The organism is Saprospiraceae bacterium (assembly GCA_016713025.1).
Lineage (GTDB): Bacteria > Bacteroidota > Bacteroidia > Chitinophagales > Saprospiraceae > OLB9.
Window position 1 is genome coordinate 3,776,887 of record JADJPZ010000004.1, and the last position, 18,801, is coordinate 3,795,687.

The 18,801-nt window shown below is 37.3% G+C and carries 17 protein-coding genes and 1 pseudogene; 16 read left to right on the plus strand and 2 right to left on the minus strand.

Translation table 11 applies throughout. The annotated features are described in order from the left end of the window. Positions 1-26: 26 nt before the first annotated feature. The 6 genes from IPK35_22350 (at position 27) to IPK35_22375 (ending at position 4,831) form a co-directional block, all read left to right on the plus strand. Positions 27-566, plus strand: coding sequence for a hypothetical protein (locus tag IPK35_22350; GenBank protein ID MBK8055932.1), 540 nt, complete (start codon positions 27-29; stop codon positions 564-566). Between the two features lie 46 nt (positions 567-612). Next, positions 613-1,347 carry an iron-sulfur cluster repair di-iron protein gene (gene ric / locus IPK35_22355; protein ID MBK8055933.1) on the plus strand — a complete coding sequence of 245 codons (735 nt, stop codon included), beginning with the start codon at positions 613-615 and terminating at the stop codon, positions 1,345-1,347. 6 nt (positions 1,348-1,353) lie between these two features. Further along, the gene (locus IPK35_22360; protein ID MBK8055934.1) at positions 1,354-3,471 is read left to right on the plus strand and encodes a ribonucleoside triphosphate reductase; all 2,118 of its coding nucleotides are present in this window, start codon (positions 1,354-1,356) and stop codon (positions 3,469-3,471) included. Continuing rightward, a complete protein-coding gene (locus IPK35_22365; GenBank protein MBK8055935.1) occupies positions 3,452-3,634 on the plus strand; it encodes a hypothetical protein in 183 nt (60 codons plus the stop codon). The genes IPK35_22360 and IPK35_22365 overlap by 20 nt, the downstream gene beginning before the upstream one ends. Further along, a complete protein-coding gene (locus tag IPK35_22370) occupies positions 3,612-4,289 on the plus strand; it encodes an anaerobic ribonucleoside-triphosphate reductase activating protein (GenBank protein MBK8055936.1) in 678 nt (225 codons plus the stop codon). Before IPK35_22365 ends, IPK35_22370 begins: the two co-directional genes overlap by 23 nt. A 110-nt stretch (positions 4,290-4,399) precedes the next feature. Then, a complete protein-coding gene (locus tag IPK35_22375; protein MBK8055937.1) occupies positions 4,400-4,831 on the plus strand; it encodes an Rrf2 family transcriptional regulator in 432 nt (143 codons plus the stop codon). 54 nt (positions 4,832-4,885) lie between these two features. Here the strand turns inward: IPK35_22375 and IPK35_22380 are convergent, their stop codons facing one another. Both IPK35_22380 and IPK35_22385 read right to left on the minus strand, forming a co-directional pair. Next, the gene (locus tag IPK35_22380; GenBank protein MBK8055938.1) at positions 4,886-7,264 is read right to left on the minus strand and encodes a cbb3-type cytochrome c oxidase subunit I; all 2,379 of its coding nucleotides are present in this window, start codon (positions 7,262-7,264) and stop codon (positions 4,886-4,888) included. Positions 7,265-7,411: 147 nt separating this feature from the next. Then, positions 7,412-8,812 carry a vanadium-dependent haloperoxidase gene (locus IPK35_22385; GenBank protein MBK8055939.1) on the minus strand — a complete coding sequence of 467 codons (1,401 nt, stop codon included), beginning with the start codon at positions 8,810-8,812 and terminating at the stop codon, positions 7,412-7,414. A gap of 428 nt (positions 8,813-9,240) precedes the next feature. Here IPK35_22385 and IPK35_22390 point away from each other — a divergent pair, with 428 nt between their 5' ends. The 10 genes and pseudogenes from IPK35_22390 (at position 9,241) to IPK35_22435 (ending at position 18,801) form a co-directional block, all read left to right on the plus strand. Continuing rightward, positions 9,241-9,345, plus strand: coding sequence for a hypothetical protein (locus IPK35_22390; protein MBK8055940.1), 105 nt, complete (start codon positions 9,241-9,243; stop codon positions 9,343-9,345). Positions 9,346-9,350: 5 nt separating this feature from the next. Next, a complete protein-coding gene (locus IPK35_22395) occupies positions 9,351-10,553 on the plus strand; it encodes a hypothetical protein (GenBank protein MBK8055941.1) in 1,203 nt (400 codons plus the stop codon). Between the two features lie 80 nt (positions 10,554-10,633). Continuing rightward, positions 10,634-11,194: a fasciclin domain-containing protein gene (locus IPK35_22400; protein ID MBK8055942.1), complete on the plus strand. Its 561-nt coding sequence runs from the start codon at positions 10,634-10,636 to the stop codon at positions 11,192-11,194. Positions 11,195-11,728: 534 nt separating this feature from the next. Continuing rightward, positions 11,729-13,570, plus strand: a complete 1,842-nt coding sequence (locus tag IPK35_22405) for a tetratricopeptide repeat protein (protein MBK8055943.1) — start codon at positions 11,729-11,731, stop codon at positions 13,568-13,570. A 215-nt stretch (positions 13,571-13,785) separates the two neighbouring features. After that, entirely contained in the window at positions 13,786-14,661 is an 876-nt protein-coding gene (locus IPK35_22410) for a tyrosine-type recombinase/integrase (GenBank protein MBK8055944.1), read from the plus strand. A 132-nt stretch (positions 14,662-14,793) separates the two neighbouring features. Next, complete coding sequence (locus tag IPK35_22415) at positions 14,794-15,186, plus strand: transposase zinc-binding domain-containing protein (GenBank protein MBK8055945.1); 393 nt, start codon at positions 14,794-14,796, stop codon at positions 15,184-15,186. A 129-nt stretch (positions 15,187-15,315) separates the two neighbouring features. After that, the gene (locus IPK35_22420) at positions 15,316-15,621 is read left to right on the plus strand and encodes a transposase (GenBank protein ID MBK8055946.1); all 306 of its coding nucleotides are present in this window, start codon (positions 15,316-15,318) and stop codon (positions 15,619-15,621) included. 50 nt (positions 15,622-15,671) lie between these two features. Further along, positions 15,672-15,941, plus strand: a complete 270-nt coding sequence (locus tag IPK35_22425) for a hypothetical protein (protein ID MBK8055947.1) — start codon at positions 15,672-15,674, stop codon at positions 15,939-15,941. 241 nt (positions 15,942-16,182) lie between these two features. Beyond that, a complete protein-coding gene (locus IPK35_22430) occupies positions 16,183-16,950 on the plus strand; it encodes a DUF1963 domain-containing protein (GenBank protein MBK8055948.1) in 768 nt (255 codons plus the stop codon). Between the two features lie 319 nt (positions 16,951-17,269). Then, positions 17,270-18,801: pseudogene (locus IPK35_22435) on the plus strand (SAM-dependent DNA methyltransferase).

Consider the following 18,801-nt stretch of genomic DNA (forward strand, 5'->3'; position numbering starts at 1 on the left):
TATAAAACAATAAAAACAAATATTATATGTATCGCAATAATATTACATTTATATTGGTGTTTGCATCTATAATGGTTGGTCTTAGTCAGGATACAACAAAAGTAGATTTACCGATAAAACCCAAAATAGATGGTTATCATGTAGGGGTAGTACAAATTTTATTTTCGCACAATAATGGAGAAACAGTTTTTTTTGACAGAACCAGCGTATATTCAGTGGGCTTTCCATTTGGTATTACATTAAACACAACAGGTAAAATCAAAATAGATCTGGAGCTGGTTCCATTTATAAACCCATACATATATTCCAACCTACCTTATAAAATTCATTTGTTGTATCATCCCGGTATATTGTTACCCTTAAAAGATGGATGGACACTGGGTCTCAGGGCAGCTTTTGAAATTGGAGAAGGTCAGTTTGGATTTACCCCACTGATCAATAAAGCATTTAAAAACAAGAAGGGTTCTGCCTTTTTTATCGAACTGGTAGCACCTGGCCGATTCGGTCCTGCTAAAGATTCAGGATATACACAGCTGGGAGGAATTCACATCGGACTGGGGTTTTAAAACCACAAGATACCAACCACTAATTTTCACACTTAAATATATAAAAATGAACATCAATATTGATTCAGTCATAGGTGACATTGTCGCAAAAAATTACAAAACAGCAGAAGTATTCAGGTCGTATGGTGTTGACTTTTGTTGTAAGGGCAACCGAAAACTCATGGATCTTTCCGGCTCCGGATCCGTCGAAGTTGAAAAACTAATCCGTGATCTGGAAAATGTCCAGTCAGACCAAAAAGAATCCGGCACCGAGTATAACACATGGCCACTTGATTTATTGGCCGACTATATTGAGAAAAAATACCATCGGTACATAGAAGAAAAAATACCTGTGATTGATGAGTATCTCACAAAAGTCTGTAAAGTGCATGGACATGGATACAATGAACTGTATAAAATACATGAAATCTTCAGTGCGTCATGTGAAGATTTGTTACACCATATGAAAAAGGAAGAAAACATCCTCTTTCCATACATACGCAAAATGGTCGCGGACGAAAGACAGGGCCTTTGCCACAAGCCCCCTATGTTCGGGAGTGTAAAAAACCCGATATCCATGATGGAAGACGAGCATGCTACAGAAGGAGACAGATACAGAGAAATATCGGTTTTATCCAATAATTACACTCCACCACCAAACGCCTGCAATACTTTTATAGTAACATATGCGATGCTGCAGGAGTTTGAAGAAAAACTTCATGAACATATTCATCTGGAAAACAATATTTTATTTCCAAAAGCAATAAGACAGGAAGAGAGCCTCATATATCAGCAAAATTAATGAGGAATGGAGCGGTTTGTGATCAAGAGAAACGGAGATTATAAGTTATTTGAAGCATATAAAATCAAAGACGCTATTCAAAAAGCCTTTGAAAGTGTTTCGGTAACATACACCGAAGAAATCTTTGAAAGAGTCAATATTTTAATAGGTTCGGTGACGGTCATCTCTGTGGAAGAAATACAGGATACCATCGAAAAAGCACTGTATGACAGTCGATACTTTGATGTGATGAAGAGTTTTATGCTGTACAGGCATACCAGAAAGATGCAAAGAGAACACGACAAAGGACTACGTGATGATACAACCTATATCGACAGCACACAAACCGTAGAGGAGTATATACACAGAAGCGACTGGAGAATCAACGCCAATGCAAATACCTCGTACTCCAATGCCGGATTGGTCAATAATATTTCCGGTAAAATCATTGCAAATTTCTGGCTGGATAAAATCTATTCTTCAGAAGAAGGATATGCCCATAGAAACGGGGATCTTCACATTCATGATCTCGATTGTCTGACCGGTTATTGTGCCGGATGGAGCCTGCGAGTCCTCCTCAATGAAGGATTTAATGGTGTGAGAGGCAGAGTCGAAAGTCGCCCACCCAATCACTTCAGAGAAGCGCTGGGTCAAATGGCCAATTTTTTGGGTATCCTGCAAAGCGAATGGGCCGGGGCACAGGCTTTCAGTTCTTTTGATACCTATCTTGCTCCGTACGTTTTCAAGGATAATTTATCCTACGCAGACGTACTGAAAGCCGTCAGAAGTTTTGTGTATAATCTCAACGTACCTGCCAGATGGGGTCAGTCTCCCTTTACCAATATCACCTTGGACTGGGTCGTACCCGATGATCTTAAAGAACAGTTTCCGGCCAGGAAAGACAGGCATCTATTTGAGCACGTCACTGCTGATGCCTTCATAGTCAGGATAAAAGAAAGAGGAGCTGTGCGACCTTCAGATATGTGTTACAAACATTTTCAGCAGGAAATGAATCTGATCAATAAGGCATTTTATCAGGTCATGACAGAAGGTGATGCCAATGGACAGCCGTTTACATTTCCGATTCCTACGGTCAATATTACAGAAGATTTTGACTGGTATGGGGAAAACACTGAGCTGCTTTTTGAAAATACTGCCCGGATAGGATCATCTTATTTTCAGAATTTTGTAGGGAGTCAATACCTACGTGATGAAAACGGCCATAAAACCGAAAACCCTCTTGCCTATAAACCCAATGCGGTACGAAGTATGTGTTGCAGATTGCAACTCGATCTCAGAGAATTGCTAAAACGAGGGAATGGACTATTTGGAAGCGCTGAGATGACAGGGAGCATCGGTGTCGTCACGATCAATATGGCCAGACTAGGGTATCTCTACTCCGGCAACAAAGTAAAACTATACGCCAAACTCGATGAACTCCTGAATTTAGCAAAATCTACGCTTGAAAAGAAAAGGATTTTTATTCAGGAAATGTTTGACAGTGGGCTTTATCCATATACACAAAGATATTTGCCCGGATTTAAAAACCATTTCTCAACCATAGGCGTCAATGGAATGAATGAAATGATTCTCAATTTCACGCAGAATAAATACGATATTAGCTCAGAAAAAGGCATATCGTTTGCTGAAGATATATTGGATCATATTCGCCTCAAGCTAAAAACATATCAGGAAGAAACCGGCAATTTATATAATCTGGAAGCTACTCCTGCCGAAGGCACCACTTACCGGTTTGCAAAGGAAGATATTAAAAGATTTCCGGATATCATTCAGGCGGGTTCAAACGGAAATATTTACTACACCAATAGTTCACAGTTGCCGGTAGATTATACGGAAGATCCTTTTGAAGCCCTGTTGCTTCAGGACAATCTGCAATGCAAATACACGGGTGGCACGGTGCTGCATCTGTATATGAGCGAAAAAATAAATAATGCAGAAGCCTGTAGGAATTTTATTAAAAAAGTAATCACCAACTTCCGGCTGCCTTATATCACGGTAACGCCTGTATTCAGCATTTGCCCCATACACGGATATCTAAGCGGAGAGCATGAATATTGCCCAAAATGTGACGATTTATTACTCCAACAAATAAATACTCAAAAATATGAATTCGACAAAATGTAATTCCTCATTGGAAACCCACAACGAAAAAAGGACCAAATGTCTTGTATATACCCGTGTGATGGGGTATCACAGGCCGGTAGAAAGTTTTAACATAGGCAAAAAAGGTGAACACAAACAAAGAATATATTTCAAAGAGCAGCCTGCACAGGAAATTAATCTATAGCATTTCCTCTTTTACATTGCTGGATTATCCCGATAAGGCGGCCTGTATTTTATGGTTTGCAGGGTGTAATATGCGATGTAGTTATTGCTACAATCCGGAAATCGTAACCGGAAAGGGGAAATATACATTTGAGGATATAAGAAAATTTCTCATATCGCGACAGCATTTACTGGATGCAGTAGTAATGAGCGGAGGAGAATGCCTCTTAAGTGATGGAATAAAAGATATTATTGGAGAGATTAAGTCTTTAGGATATTTAGTCAAGATTGATACCAATGGGAGCAAACCTGAAATTCTGAAAGACCTGATCAACAACCAACTGATCGATTACGTAGCATTGGATTTTAAGGCCACCAAAGCAAAAATGTTTCAAATCACGAAAGCGGATTTTTATTCGGAATTTATGGCAAGTCTTGACATCTTGTTACAATCAGATATTCAATATGAAGTCAGGACTACTGTACATTCAGCCTTACTTGACCAAACAGATATTCAAGAGATGGGAACCATACTTTCAAAATTGGGATACAGTGGAAAATATTTTATTCAGCACTTTAGAAACGGAACACCAACTTTAGGAGATCTTGAAAAATCCACAAACTCATATGTAGATCTCACTATTAAAAGTGAAAATATAGATCTCATATTTAGGTAATGAATCTTGTCAATGATATACATACATTTGATTTTTAGTCGGATAAATGTGATTAACTCATACAATCTAAAGTAAATAGTTATTTTTGCCGTCTAAATTTAACTAAAAGTATGTTTTCAAAAACATGTGAGTATGCCATTCGTGCGACAATTTATATTGCTTCCCAAACGATCATAGGAAAGAGGGTTAGTATCATAGATGTTGCCCAAAAAATCCAGTCTCCAGAATCTTTCACATCCAAAATTCTGCAAAAACTTGTAAAAAACAAAATCATACGTTCTGTAAAAGGTCCTGGAGGGGGATTTGAAGTAGATGCTGTCAATCTGGAAGGTATAAAACTGAAAAAAATAGTTGAAGCATTCGAAGGAGATGTATTAAATCGTTGTAGTTTAGGTCTTACTGAGTGCTCAGATATACAGCCATGTCCATTTCACTATAAATACAAACCGGTTAAAGAAAAATTACTTCATATTTTTGAAAACACAAGCCTGAATGATTTGATGAAAGGATATCAGGATGGCGAAACATTTTTAAGGGTATAAAAAAATAGCTGCCAAAATACTTTGACAGCTATCTATAATAACATTCTAAAATCTCTATTGTACTAATTCTGGTTCTAAAATCTCAGGTACTTTCGGAACTTCTATTATTGGATCCATTTGCTCTATGGTATCAATAGTCGGCTTGAGAGATCTGATCCTTGAAACAATAAACCAAGTTAAAGGTAAGACACCGCCGAAGAAGAATACAGAAGCACCAATACCTCTCATCCATGTCAGGCTATTGAAGAAACCATAATCTACGAATTCGTGTGATCTGCCATACCAAAGTCCTTGCTCCACAACAGCTTTAAATTGAATTGATCCGGCTGGAAACAAGTCCAGCAGTACCATCAGCATTAAACCGACGTTGATCGACCAGAATGAGAAGTTGACTACCTTTTTATTCCAATATTGTTCTTTGATCATGAGCCTGGAAGCAAATATAAGAGCTGCCAGAGAAATATTGCCATACACTCCCATCAGCGCAGCATGTGCATGATTTACAGTCAGATATGTTCCATGTTCAAAGTAATTCATAATCGGCAAATTAATAATAATACCCAAAACGCCGGCACCAAAGAAGTTCCAGAAATTGACCGCAATCAGGAAAAGGAATACTTCCGGAAAACCAAAATTTCCCAGATTTTTGTGTTCGACATCTCCAACAGCTAATCTGGGCATATTTTTGAATCTCCAGGCTTCAACTGTCAATAGTATCAAAGGAACAAACTGCAGAGTGGAGAATACACTACCGAGTGCCATAGTTGCTACTGGTTTGGCATTCCAGTAGAAGTTATGTGATATACCCAACAAGCCTGTACCTAAAAATAATATTGTAGCAAAATAAACTACTCTTATAGCAGCCTGTCTACTCACAAGACCCATGAGGACCATAAGGTAACTTACAATCACAGTGATGAATACTTCGAAAAATGCTTCCACCCACATGTGAATGACCATCCATCTCCAGAAGTCGGCGATAACAAAGTTGGTTTCGGGTTTGGCTACAAATCCAGATAGAAAAAGTAATGGAATTCCAATAACAGAATAAAGAATCCAGTTGGGCAAATTCCATGGTTCCTTTTTGATAAGTGCTGGTTTTATCCCTCGATAAACAACTATCATCCATAATATAAAAATACCCATTAATAAAACCTGGAACCCTTTTCCGAAATCTACAAACTCCCAACCCTGATGTCCCAACCAGTACCACCATTCACCCATCAGTCCTAACGGGCCTAAAACCATTCCTGTGAGAGATCCACCAACGAGAATAAAAAGAAGTACAAACAAAGTATTGATTAATCGTAATTGGCCCGCAATTTCCTTTTTGGCCAATATCGGCAAAATAAAAATAGAAGATGCTATCCAGCATGTAGAAATCCAGTACAACGATAACATTAAATGCCAGCTTCTCGAAATAGTGACAGGAAAACTATTATTTATTTCGATACCAAAAAATCCAAGCCAATTGACAAAGTCGTTGAGTGTAATCAGGCCGCTTGATACCTGAATGAAAAATAAAAGAATGGCTACAAAAAAGAATTTAAATGTGGCTTTTTGAGTAGGGGTTGGAGAAAAAGCTTTTACCCTTTCTGCAGAAAATAAATCTTTAGTAGCGGGTTTGAAAAATTTATTGGGAAGTTGATTATACTGACCAATAAAATAAAGTACTATACCACACATCAAAACAAATGCCAACAAGCCCAGTACACTCCATAATATTACAGGAGATGTCGGGGAATTTCCGGCAGATGGGTCAAAAGGCCAATTATGTGTATAACTATATTTGGCTCCCGGCCTTTCTGTTACGCAAACCCATGCTCCCCAAAAGAAAAAAGAACTCAAATCGTTGATTTCCTGAGGGTCTTTGATATATCCGGAAGGAAGAGAACCCGCCGCTCCTTTTTGATTGATGAATATATTAGTATAATAATTTTGCACCTTCTGATGTGCATAGACTTGTGCAGGGGTCAGTAATACTAGGTCGGTAGATTTATCATATCTATTGACCTTAAGTTCCTGCTTTACTTTTTCATTTATTTGCGATATCTCAAACTGATCGGGATTGGTACCTTTTACAGTTTTAAACTCATTACTATAGTATTCAACCATGCCTACATTCATCTGATGTAAAGCTTCAGCGGTAAAATCAGGTCCTCGTTGTGCGCCGTCCCCAAAGAAACTACCATATTCCATCAATGCATATTTATGGAAGACCTCCTGACCTCGTTCAATAGTTTTCTGATCAAAAACCAAATTATTTTTTTCATCATTAAATCCAGCCATCGGTGGGGCATCGATATAAGTTTGAAATCCTATCATACCTACCCCTAATAGACTGATGATAAGTATAAAAGTCAAAGGTGCCCACCAGTTTTTAGTGTTCATTATGTAACTCATACTTGTAGAAGAAGAATGCTGATTGTCCATCTTGATAATTTTAAAGGTTAAAAAATAAATTTGTTTAAATAGAAAAGAAGAGATATAACAAATTCAGGCATCACGCCTTAACGTGATGCCATTATAAGTGAACACTTAAATACGGTTCAAGGGGATTAGTAGCTTTTTATATGATCTTTATTTTTTCCAGGGCAACTTATTTACCGTTCTGCCTATTTCGGTACCATATCTTACGCCCTCTTCAGCATCCATTCTGAAGTGTACACCAAGAGGTACCCGAGACCATGCATTTTCCAAAGCCATGTCATAAAAACTGCTGAAAGTGCGTGGATATCCACTGAATTCCGGCCGGTTTTTATGACAATTATCAGTCATTCCATAGCTGTAACCAAAAACACTCGCAAGGGCTTCAGCTGAAGCGGCTCCAAAAGTAGCGTGTCCTGATGGATATGCCGGAAAAGATGGAGTAATACCTTTATCACCTGTAAGTGGATTATCCAAATTGGGCTTCCAGCTAGGGTCGATAAGCCTGTTAATATAAGTTTGGGGCCTTTCAAGATTATAGTGATATTTTGAATTCCAACAGCCTATGCCTGCATCATGCAGGGCAATACCCACTTTAGCATTGGCGACAATAGCTTGTTCCAGATTTGCTTTTTCATTAATATAAACCTGATCTGCTATGGCTATCCATCTGGATGGCGGACTGAAAGTCAAACCCAATAAATCGTCACTCCAAAACTCTCCTAACCACTCTGTCTGATAAGATAATGATGGGGTGTTTTGGGCCATAACCTCAATAGCCTGAGCGTAAAATCCTGATTTAGTATCTTCACTAAATGGAGCATATGATGTGAAAGGACGACAAATTTTTAAGTCGGCATTTATAGCCATCGTTCTTCCTTTGCCCCAGTATGGAAACATTCCCGCACCAGGCCCGGGATAAGTTGCCCTCCAGTCTCCGTTTTTCTTAAACTTGGTTTCCCATTTATAATCTTCAAAAACATTCTTATATTTGTCAAAAGTAGCTTCATCTGTTTTCATAAATTCCCAGACAGCAGAAGCAACGACCTCACCATGATTTTTAGATCTCAAAAATACTTCCTGATTGGTTTCACTCAGGAATTGTTTTTCATTTTGATCAGACAACGCCTTTATTTTATTATATTGGGAAGGAGCTACATCCGGAAATAACCTGCTTAGTAAATAATTGTTGACAGCGTTCACCACAGTTGGCCAGTGATACTCTTGATTCAGGTTAATATTGGGAAGTTTTAATCCCGGATAAAGATGGGCAAGTGAAGCATACTCGGGCATACCCGCTACTGTTGCTTCATAATTTGCTAGCCCTACGTAACCCAATGAATTGGAAACCGGTCCAGGTCTGTATCCGGCGGCATGTCTTTCAATGTCCAACCATACGCTATTCCATTGATGTACCACCTGATAATCAAACTGATTTACGGTTTTGAATAAAGGGACCTCCTCGTCCGTAATATCTTTTTTGCAGGACGGAAGGATAACTATAGTAACAATGCTGAGAATAAAAAGAATTCGAGAAAAAAATTTTGTTAACATAATACTTTGATTTAGAGAGTTATAAATAATGGACAAATATATCCACTATAAAAATACTTAGGTAATTATTTTCATAAAAAATAAAAATTAAAAAAAATAATATTTCATATACGTATGTAACACATTATAAATTGTTTATATATTTATATATATTAAATATTAATTTTGTTATTTTGTTCTTAGTGGCCCCAATAAAGGCATTTTCAATTCAAATGAAATTTTAACAAAGTGGACCTAAATGAGACTTTTAGCTAAAGAGAGTAGATATTATGTAGGTTTTCATGATCTGACGCATAAAATTCAAAAGCATAAGAGTATTATTTTTGTGCCTTTTAATAACATTTAGTAATAAGCTCTGTGATTGGATTTAAATATAAGATCAGAACCAAAACCATGTTAAAATCCTGATCCCATATACACGGCAACAGATGGCTGATTTTCTGGGATTGCGGGTGGAAACAGTCATCAGGACCCTGATCAAAATGGAAGAAGATGGAAAGGTAGAGATCAGAAGACGTAAATTGTATTATTAAAAATAATGGAACAAAGCAAAAAGGATTTTTTTATCAAAGCGGGCATCATAAATCTCACTATCGTTGCCCTTGTCGGTGCGTTGATGAGGTACAAAATAGGATTTGAGTTTCCTTTTTTCAGCCAAAAAAATTTGCTTCATGCACATTCACATTATGCTTTTTCAGGTTGGGTGACTCATATCCTGTATACATTGATGGTTTTATTTCTTAGAAATCATATAAAAAATCAGACCGTTTATTTTCGTCTGTTGTTGGCCAATCTTCTATGTGCTGCAGGTATGATGATTTCATTTACTTTGCAAGGGTACGGTGCTGTCTCCATCACTTTTTCTACCTTATCTATCGTCATAGGTTATGGTTTTGCTTATCAATACATTAAAGATCTGATGAATATGCCTGACCATCCATCCAAGGATTGGTTTAAGGCTGCATTGCTGTTTAATGTTTTGTCATCACTCGGAACCTTTTATCTGGCATATATGATGGTGACAAAAAACATCAACCAGCATGCTTATCTCGGCTCAGTATATTTTTATCTTCATTTTCAGTATAGCGGATGGTTTTTCTTTGCTATCATCGGACTTATAATGGATAAATTTTCAGAATTTCCTTCTTTTTCATACGACTCAAAGCTGTTTAAAACATTTTTTATAGCCTGTATTCCTGCTTACTTTCTTTCGATACTATGGGCCAAACTCCCTTGGTATTTGTATATACTACCTGTAGCGGCTGTATTACTCCAACTTTGGGGATTGTCCCTGATCGTAAAAAAAGTCATGGCACATCTTGGTCATATAAAAACTACATGGCCGAAATCCGTACAATGGTTGTTAGGATTGGCCTTTTTTGCCTTGATCATAAAACTTTTGCTACAGGCAGGCAGTGTATTTCCTGAAATCAGTAAATTGGCTTTTGGATTCAGATCGATAGTGATTGCATACCTTCATCTGGTATTGCTGGCATTTACCACTTTGTTTTTGTTGGGGTATTTGCTTCTGAATAATTATATCAGTCAAAATAAAGTTGCCGTGATGTCATTGATCGTTTTCAGTATCGGTGTTTTTGCCAATGAGTTGGTACTCATGGTACAAGGCGTAGCTTCTTTTGTATATGTCCTGATACCATATCTCAACGAAACATTATTCGGAATCAGTCTTGTGATGCTATCCAGCCTGCTTTTGCTTCTCTTTTACTACAAAAAAGCTTAGTTTATCTTTACTTTTATGATTGTGCTCATAAATTAACTTTATGATTCTGAATTACTTTGTGGCATTAAATTTTAAAAATCATGACACGAATTATTCAAACCTTTCTTGTAATTGTTGTATTTGCATTTGTATCATGCAAATCATCCTCATCTGAATCCGCTGCACCTGCCGCATCAGAAGTAACGGCTGCTGCGGATGGAGTAGGCCAATCCAATGTAAAAGACGAAGTCTCCAATCCTAACATTGTACAGGTGGCTGTAGGCAGTAAAGATCATACTACCCTGGTGGCAGCTGTCAAAGCAGGTGGACTGGTAGATGCACTGTCCAATGCCGGTCCATTTACAGTATTTGCACCGACCAATGCAGCTTTTGAAAAACTTCCGGCAGGCACCGTAGACGGACTCCTGAAACCTGAAAAGAAGCCTGATCTGGTCAACATTCTGGAATATCACACATATGTAGGTGCACTGAGACCGGACTACTTTCAGGATGGCCAATCGTACGAGCAAGTCAATGGCAAAAAAGTAAATATCACTGTCAAAGATGGAAAAACATCAGTCAACGGCAGTGAAATCGTGGCATCTATCCAGACTTCCAATGGATGGATCCATGTGATCGGTGACGTTTTGTTACCAAAATAATTGATTGTCAGATAAGTCAGAGAAGATTTCATTTTTTCAAAAGCCTTGAGTCATATATTTGTGATTCAAGGCTTTTTAGTTATAATTGGTCTCCTTCAACATATTGATGTCGTGGGCACTTCCGGATCGTAGGTACATGTAAATTGACAACGTTGAATAGTTTTATTTTTGTGAATTTCAGCAAACCATATATAACGTTGAATCTGATATATGTAAAAAAATAGAGAAGCAGAAACATATTCAATAAAAATTTGGAAAACAGATTGATTCTCCTTACTTTTGGCAATAGTAAGGTGACGGACAGAAATACAGTGATGATAAAGCTAATCAAAAACGGAGATAGAGTAGGCAAAGCCGTGTACAAACGTATAATAAACGTTAAATAACGGTTAGAAAATTTACAAATCATTAACAAACATTCGTATATTTATATATTTAATATGAGCAGAAAATCAATGAGTTATGAGTGGGTTTGGTCAAAAGGAGTTTCGCATATTAAATAGTTATAGGGCATTTTAAGACGACACACCAACAATGACAGAAACGACAAAATACATAGGTGGAGAATATAAAGTATTGCAACAATTTGGTGGTGCAATGGGACACGTATTTCTTGTGGAGAAACAAGGTATCGGATTTCCATTTGTTTTAAAAAGCTACCAAGACATTAAACCACATCTTGAAGAACTATTCTTTACCGAAGCGAAAAACTGGACTTCTTTTGGTGTGCATCAAAATATCGTCAAGACACTTTTTGCGGAAAAATTTGACGGAAAAATATTTGTTGCTGCGGAATTTGTTGAAGGCAATGAAAACGGAGAAAACAGACTAACAAATTATATTGGAAAAAATTTACCACTTCATTTAATTATTAAGTGGGCTGTGCAATTTTCGTATGGAATGAACCATTGTCTTGGAAAGGGAATGATAGCCCATTCGGACATCAAACCCGACAATATTCTTATTGATAAAGAATTAAATCTAAAGATAACTGACTTTGGACTTTCAAAATCTTACTTGAATGATGAGAAAGTTGGTGGTGGAACGCCTATGTATTACTCACCAGAACAAATTTTCCGCCCAGACAGCATTGACCATAGAAGCGACATTTATAGTTTTGGAATTGTATTGTATCAGCTAATCACAAAAGGTGCTTATCCTTATGTAATGTCAAGTCCTGACATAAGACAAGTTCATTTAAGTGAACCCGTTAAGACAATCAATCATCCACTTTTTGAAATTTGTAAAAAATGTCTTGAAAAAGACCTTTCTAAACGATACCAGCAATTTCAAGAACTATTCAAGGACTTGGATAAAGTTTCGAAAAGCGAAGGAATAGAAATACCAAAGCAAATTATTACACGAGACGATAAGTTAGAAGAATTATACATTCTCTCTCGTTCTTTGTCAGCAATTGGGGAAAACAAAGAAGCACTTAGGGCAATTGACAAATATTTAAGTCATCAACCTGACCATTATTCAGCTTGGTCTCAAAAAGGACGATTAGAATATGAGTTAGGTAATCTTCAAAATGCTTTAGAAGCAACTAAGAAAGCTGTTTACTTGTATCAATATAGTTCGACAGCATTAAACAATTTAGGTGCAATTTACTTAGAACTTGACAATAATGCAGATGCTAAAACTTGTTTGCTTCGAGCAGTTGAAATCGACCCTGAAAACAGCGGAGCATTAATGAACCTTGCTAACGCATTAGTGGAAACTGGAGATATTAGTGAAGCATCACAATGCATTTTAAAATGCTTTCAGTTAACCCCACAGAAGAAAAGTTTACATACAAATTCAAAAAACTTACTTCCTGCTTTTGTGCAAAATCAGCTATTTGAATTTTCTGCTGACATTTACAAACTGCTACTTACCTATTCGTCATTATCCATTAATGAGCATTTCAATTATGCAATGTGCAACTATCAAATTCACAGGTTTAATGAAGCTGTAAAAAGTTTTGAAATTGTTTTAAGTGCCAATCCGAAAGATGCAACAGCTTTAGTAAATATTTCTAAATCATATTATTTCATAGGCAACGTTGACAAAGCAATATTCTATTCAGACAAATTGATTTCGGAAGAAATTAATCCTGCTCAAGGAATGTCAATGAAAGCACAATATCTTCATCAATCAGGAAGGTTTAATGAAGCAGAGAAATATCTACTGGACATTCTAACGAAATTTCCAATGACAGATTTTTTGTGGCTAACTCTTGGCGACATTTATTCAAAAGAAAAACTTTTCAATAAAGCTTTAAACTGCTACCAAAAAACAAGACAAATTAAAAAACAAAAAGGAGCATCGGACAACGACAAAGATTTAATATATATAGAACAGAAAATCAATGACACAAAGAAAAACGCCCTATAACACGGGTTTGGCAAAAGTGGCGGTTCAGTGCTCCGCAGACACATTTGTGGTTAATCAAAGTTTGGTTCTCCGCATCAACATTTGTGGTGAAAATCGCCACCTTCGCCAAGCCCGAAACCGTTGAACAAACCTAAAAATAAATATATCTAAATATCAGTAAGACAAGTTATTAGGCATGGTATTTGGCCTACCAGGTATAATTAAATAATAATAAAATGATACCTGTACACAACCACCTGAAGGCTTATGAGGAGCGACTGATATTGCTCAATTCACCAGTTAAAACCCGGATTTCTTACCTGACAATATTGAGGAAGTATCTCCAATATTGTAACGATCAAAGCATAGAAGATCCATTTACAGATCCTGCTGTAAAACAATATCTTTTATATAGATACAGTCAAAAAATGGATTGGAAAACCATCAATATGGATTACTCATCCATTAAAAAATACTTTGTTGAAGTACTTCAAAAAGCGTGGAATACCCCGATGTTCCCACGACCCAAAGTAAATAAAGAACTGCCCAATGTCATATCAAAAGAAGAAGTACAAAAGCTCATTTCGCACGTACGCAATCTCAAATACAAAGCCTTATTCATCTTCCTATATGCTACAGGGATGCGCATAAGTGAGGCCTTGGCGGTCAAGGTAAAAGACATTGATTCTGATAGACTACAGATCAAGATAGATAAAGGCAAGGGTCACAAAGACAGATATGTAGATGTACCGATGGAATTGATAGAAATATTAAGACAATATTACAAAATCTACAGACCTACAGACAGACTTTTTTATGGGGAGACAACACAAGATGCACTGCCTGAACGCAACATACAGCATGCCATGAAACGAGCTAAAGAGAAAGCAGGCATCATCCATGATGTGAGCCCACATACATTGCGTCATTGCTACGCTACCCATCATATGGAACATGGAACGAATATTGTATATATACAGAAGATGTTAGGTCACACCAATCTAAAAACGACCTCGATATACCTTCATTTATGTGTAAACTTTCAGAGTCAAAGCATAATCCATCCGATTACAACGATCCAAATCAGTCTGATGGGCCATTCACAGACATAGGATCACTATTTAGAGCGTACAAAGAAGCATATATCCACCTATACAAACCGCAGAAGCACGAGATCAAATTTATCAAAGATGTAAGTAAATGTAAAACACCCGCGATCGGAGGGATAGTGATAAGTTGTAGGAGTGGCAAAAAAGAAGACCTACTTATATAAGTCATGTGGCAATAATCAGTGTCCAAAATGTCAAAGTATAAAACGTATACAATGGCAAGACAAGCTGGCGAGCAAGATGCTTAAATGTCCCTATCAGCACATCATCTTTACCATACCTCACGAGCTAAATTATATAGGAAAAGGCCATCCAAAACTATTGTATGGCGTGCTATTTAAGGCAGCTTGGCTCACCATAGAACGACTGGCAAGAGACCCAGAAAATGTAGGGAGGTACACCCGGAATGACAGCCGTACTGCATACATTTGGCTCAGATCTCAAACAACATATACACCTGCATACCCTGGTCACCTTTGGAGGTGTAAGCAAGGATGGCAAATGGGTATGGCCCAAACGAAAAAATAAAATCGCACCGTATCGCAAAATATGTAGCACCTTCAAAACCATCTTTATCAAAGAGCTGGAAAGTCAGCTGCAGAAAATCGATCCATCGTATTATCAAACAGTAAAAGGTATCATCAATAGTACCAAGAAGTGAGGTGGTGTGTACACAACACGCCACCTACTGCTCATACCAAAGTCATAGAAGAATACCTAGGTCGATACATATGCAGAATAGGAGTAAGTAATAAAAAAATACAGTATGATGAAAAACAACAGATCGTAAAAATGGAATACAATGACTACACAAATCAAAAACCCAATGAAGCAGCGCCTAAAGCGATCAAGCAACTCGACCCCATAGTAGCCATGCGACAAATCATGATACATGTCTTACCTCCCAACTTTCAAAAAGTAAGAACATATGGCATCATGACCAAATCAAAATCCGAAAAATAAAAATAACAATCCCGGCACTCATCAAAGAAAATGGTCAAACCATAAGAACATTGTTTCAGATAGTGAAAGCCTTACTACAAATAACGGAAGACGAAGAAGAGGAAAAAATAAAATGCGTTTCATGTCAATCCACAGATAGTGAGATAGAAATCATAAAACCTGATGCTGAATGGTACGAAAAGCACATTGGCCGAGAAAGTAGAAACAAATCGCCTGCACAAACACCCAAAATAGTACCAATAGACCCTAATGCTTCATCGAGGCCTGAGGTATCTATGGAGACAAAAGTCAAAATCAAGGTCGAACACGCAAAAATCTAATCAAATCTTAGGTTAGGAAGGTAAAACCAAAAGCTATTGCAAAAGATTAATGTCTAAAACTCAAAATTATAGCCCAAAGCCAATAAAAAATAACTACTACAATCAAAGCAAATCCCCATATACGGCTCGTTCAACTTAAATATCTACAAATTCGCTTTGGGTTTTGTGCAATTAATTTATCTTTGTACATGCGAATTCGTAGATATTCCTATGAGTTGTGTGCAATAATAACTAAATAATAATGATACCAAAATTTCTAAATAAATTCGAAACAGAATTGAAAAAATACAAAAGAGAGTTTGTAAAAATAAACGCAAAATCTTTAAATATTTCTGCATTTGAAGATCAATTAGATATAAAAACGAGCAAGTTTTTAGGATTTCCATTTTATCCTAAATCAAAAATATATCCTATAGACAAAAATGGTAAACCAATGTTAATGGCTGCTCAAATAAATTTTGAAGAAATACCACAGCTAATAAATTTTCCCGAAAACGGAATATTGCAATTATTTCTGTCGGGAGCTAATTGGTACGAAGAAGAGTCTAAAATTGTGTATCATACCAAATCTGAAACTGAAAGTGAATTTCTGGAAGACTTTTCATTTATAAATCAAAAAGATTATGAAGATATGCCGATTCTATTTGTTCATGAGTTGAGTTTTGAGATGTCTATTGAAAATGCTGGCTTAACAGATAATCAATTCAAATTTCAATTTGGAGATCAAGATTGGTATGAATTTATAGATCAATTAAGTGAAACTGAACAAAGTGAATTTTATAATTATTTTGATGCTAGTGGCCATAAATTGGGAGGTTACGCTGAGTTTACACAAGATGACCCAAGAGATTATGGAACCAGAAACGAAGATGATATTCAATTAATTCAAATTGATAGTGATGAAAATATTATTTTTGGAGATGTTGGAATTGGACATGTTTTTATTAGTATTGAAAGCTTAATAACTAAAGATTTTGAAAGAGCATATTTTACATGGGATTGTCAATAAATCATGCCTAAAATAATAAAGCACACAACAACGGCTATGATGATAGATTCGCTATCGCTTCATCCATCACATAGCCTAACCGTTGTGTGCAACCCTAAAAGACGACACGACCGACAACAAACGAACAGAAAAATGAAAGACAAAATGCCAACGCTTCTGCAAAATCAAAAGAGCTGCATCCCCACGCTCAAAGCCGACCCAATGCAGCACATTTGCTTTTGCCCCAACGCACCCACCGACATTAGACACGGTTTTACAACAATAACAGGCATTTAAAAATTAACTTTGCCAATTAAAAATTAAGAATAACAGACAACAAATGAGCGAGAATTTAGAATTAGAAAAAACCCTTTGGCAAGCAGCCGACAAACTTCGCAACAATATGGATGCGGCTGAATACAAACACGTTGTTTTGGGTTTGATATTCTTAAAATATATTTCAGATGCTTTTGATGAATTGTACCAAAAATTAGAAGCAACCAAACACGAAACAGGAGCCGACCCCGAAGACAAAGACGAATACACAGCAGAACGAGTTTTTTATGTGCCACCGCAAGCACGTTGGAAATGGTTACAAGGCAGAGCAAAATTACCGACAATCGGTAAAGACATTGACGAAGCAATGGACAGCATTGAACGTGACAATGCTTCGTTGAAAGGTGTTTTGCCAAAAGACTACGCAAGACCAGCACTCGACAAACAAAGACTTGGAGAACTCATTGACCTAATTGGCTCAATCACACTGAGCAAAGGCGGAAACGGAAAAGGCAAAGACGTTTTGGGCTTTGTATTTGAATATTTCTTGGGACAGTTTGCAGATGCCGAAGGCAAAAAGGCGGACAGTTTTACACACCACAAAGCATTGTGAAAATTTTGGTGGATATGCTTGCACCCGAACCCGAAAAAAGGGTTTATGACGGCTGTTGTGGTAGTGGTGGTATGTTCGTACAAAGTGAACGCTTCATTGAAATGCACGAACACCGCAAAGGCAAAATTTCCATTTTCGGACAGGAGAGCAACCCGACCACATACAAATTGGCGAAAATGAATTTGGCTATCCGTGGGATTGATGCCAAAATCGAATTGGGCGATACCTTGATGAACGACAAGTTCCCCGAATTGAAAGTGGACTATGTTATTGCCAATCCGCCTTTCAACGTGAGCGATTACAACATCAACAAAGCCGAAGCCCACAAATGGAAATTTGGCGTACCGCCAACAGGCAACGCCAACTATGCTTGGTTGCAGTTGTTTGTGAGCAAACTTGCCCCTTACGGAACGGCAGGAATTGTTTTGGCTAATGGAAGTATGAGTTCAGAAATTGCCACAGAAGGCGAAATCAGAAAAGCAATGATTGAAGCCGACTTGGTGGACTGTATGGTTTCTTTGCCTTCGCAGTTGTTTTACAACACGCAAATTCCCGCTTGTTTGTGGTTTTTAGCTCGCAACAAAACCGAAACCACCAAATTCCGAAACCGCACCAATGAAGTGCTTTTTATTGATGCCCGAGAATTAGGCACAATGATAAGTCGTAAACAAAAGGAATTATTGGATGAAGACATTGCCAAAATTTCTGACACCTACCACAAATGGAGAAGCAAAGAATTTGAAACAGAATACCAAGACATTGCAGGATTTTGCAAGTCTGCCAACATTCAGGACATCCGCAAAAACAATTATATCCTAACCCCAGGGCGATACATTGATTTTAAAGAAGTAGCAGAAGACGGACAGGCATTTGGTGAAAAAATGCAAATGCTCACTTCTACCCTTTCAGAGCAAATGCAGCAAGCCAATGAGTTGGATGAAGCGATAAAAGTTAACTTAGAGAAAATTGGATTTATAATTTGA

Coding starts and splice junctions, on each gene's coding strand:
- IPK35_22430 (MBK8055948.1), top strand. CDS start 16,183: ATGATACCAAAATTTCTAAATAAATTCGAAACAGAATTGAAAAAATAC.
- IPK35_22395 (MBK8055941.1), top strand. CDS start 9,351: ATGGAACAAAGCAAAAAGGATTTTTTTATCAAAGCGGGCATCATAAAT.
- IPK35_22405 (MBK8055943.1), top strand. CDS start 11,729: ATGACAGAAACGACAAAATACATAGGTGGAGAATATAAAGTATTGCAA.
- IPK35_22360 (MBK8055934.1), top strand. CDS start 1,354: ATGGAGCGGTTTGTGATCAAGAGAAACGGAGATTATAAGTTATTTGAA.
- IPK35_22375 (MBK8055937.1), top strand. CDS start 4,400: ATGTTTTCAAAAACATGTGAGTATGCCATTCGTGCGACAATTTATATT.
- ric (MBK8055933.1), top strand. CDS start 613: ATGAACATCAATATTGATTCAGTCATAGGTGACATTGTCGCAAAAAAT.
- IPK35_22380 (MBK8055938.1), bottom strand. CDS start 7,264: ATGGACAATCAGCATTCTTCTTCTACAAGTATGAGTTACATAATGAAC.
- IPK35_22385 (MBK8055939.1), bottom strand. CDS start 8,812: ATGTTAACAAAATTTTTTTCTCGAATTCTTTTTATTCTCAGCATTGTT.
- IPK35_22350 (MBK8055932.1), top strand. CDS start 27: ATGTATCGCAATAATATTACATTTATATTGGTGTTTGCATCTATAATG.
- IPK35_22410 (MBK8055944.1), top strand. CDS start 13,786: ATGATACCTGTACACAACCACCTGAAGGCTTATGAGGAGCGACTGATA.
- IPK35_22390 (MBK8055940.1), top strand. CDS start 9,241: ATGGCTGATTTTCTGGGATTGCGGGTGGAAACAGTCATCAGGACCCTG.
- IPK35_22400 (MBK8055942.1), top strand. CDS start 10,634: ATGACACGAATTATTCAAACCTTTCTTGTAATTGTTGTATTTGCATTT.
- IPK35_22365 (MBK8055935.1), top strand. CDS start 3,452: ATGAATTCGACAAAATGTAATTCCTCATTGGAAACCCACAACGAAAAA.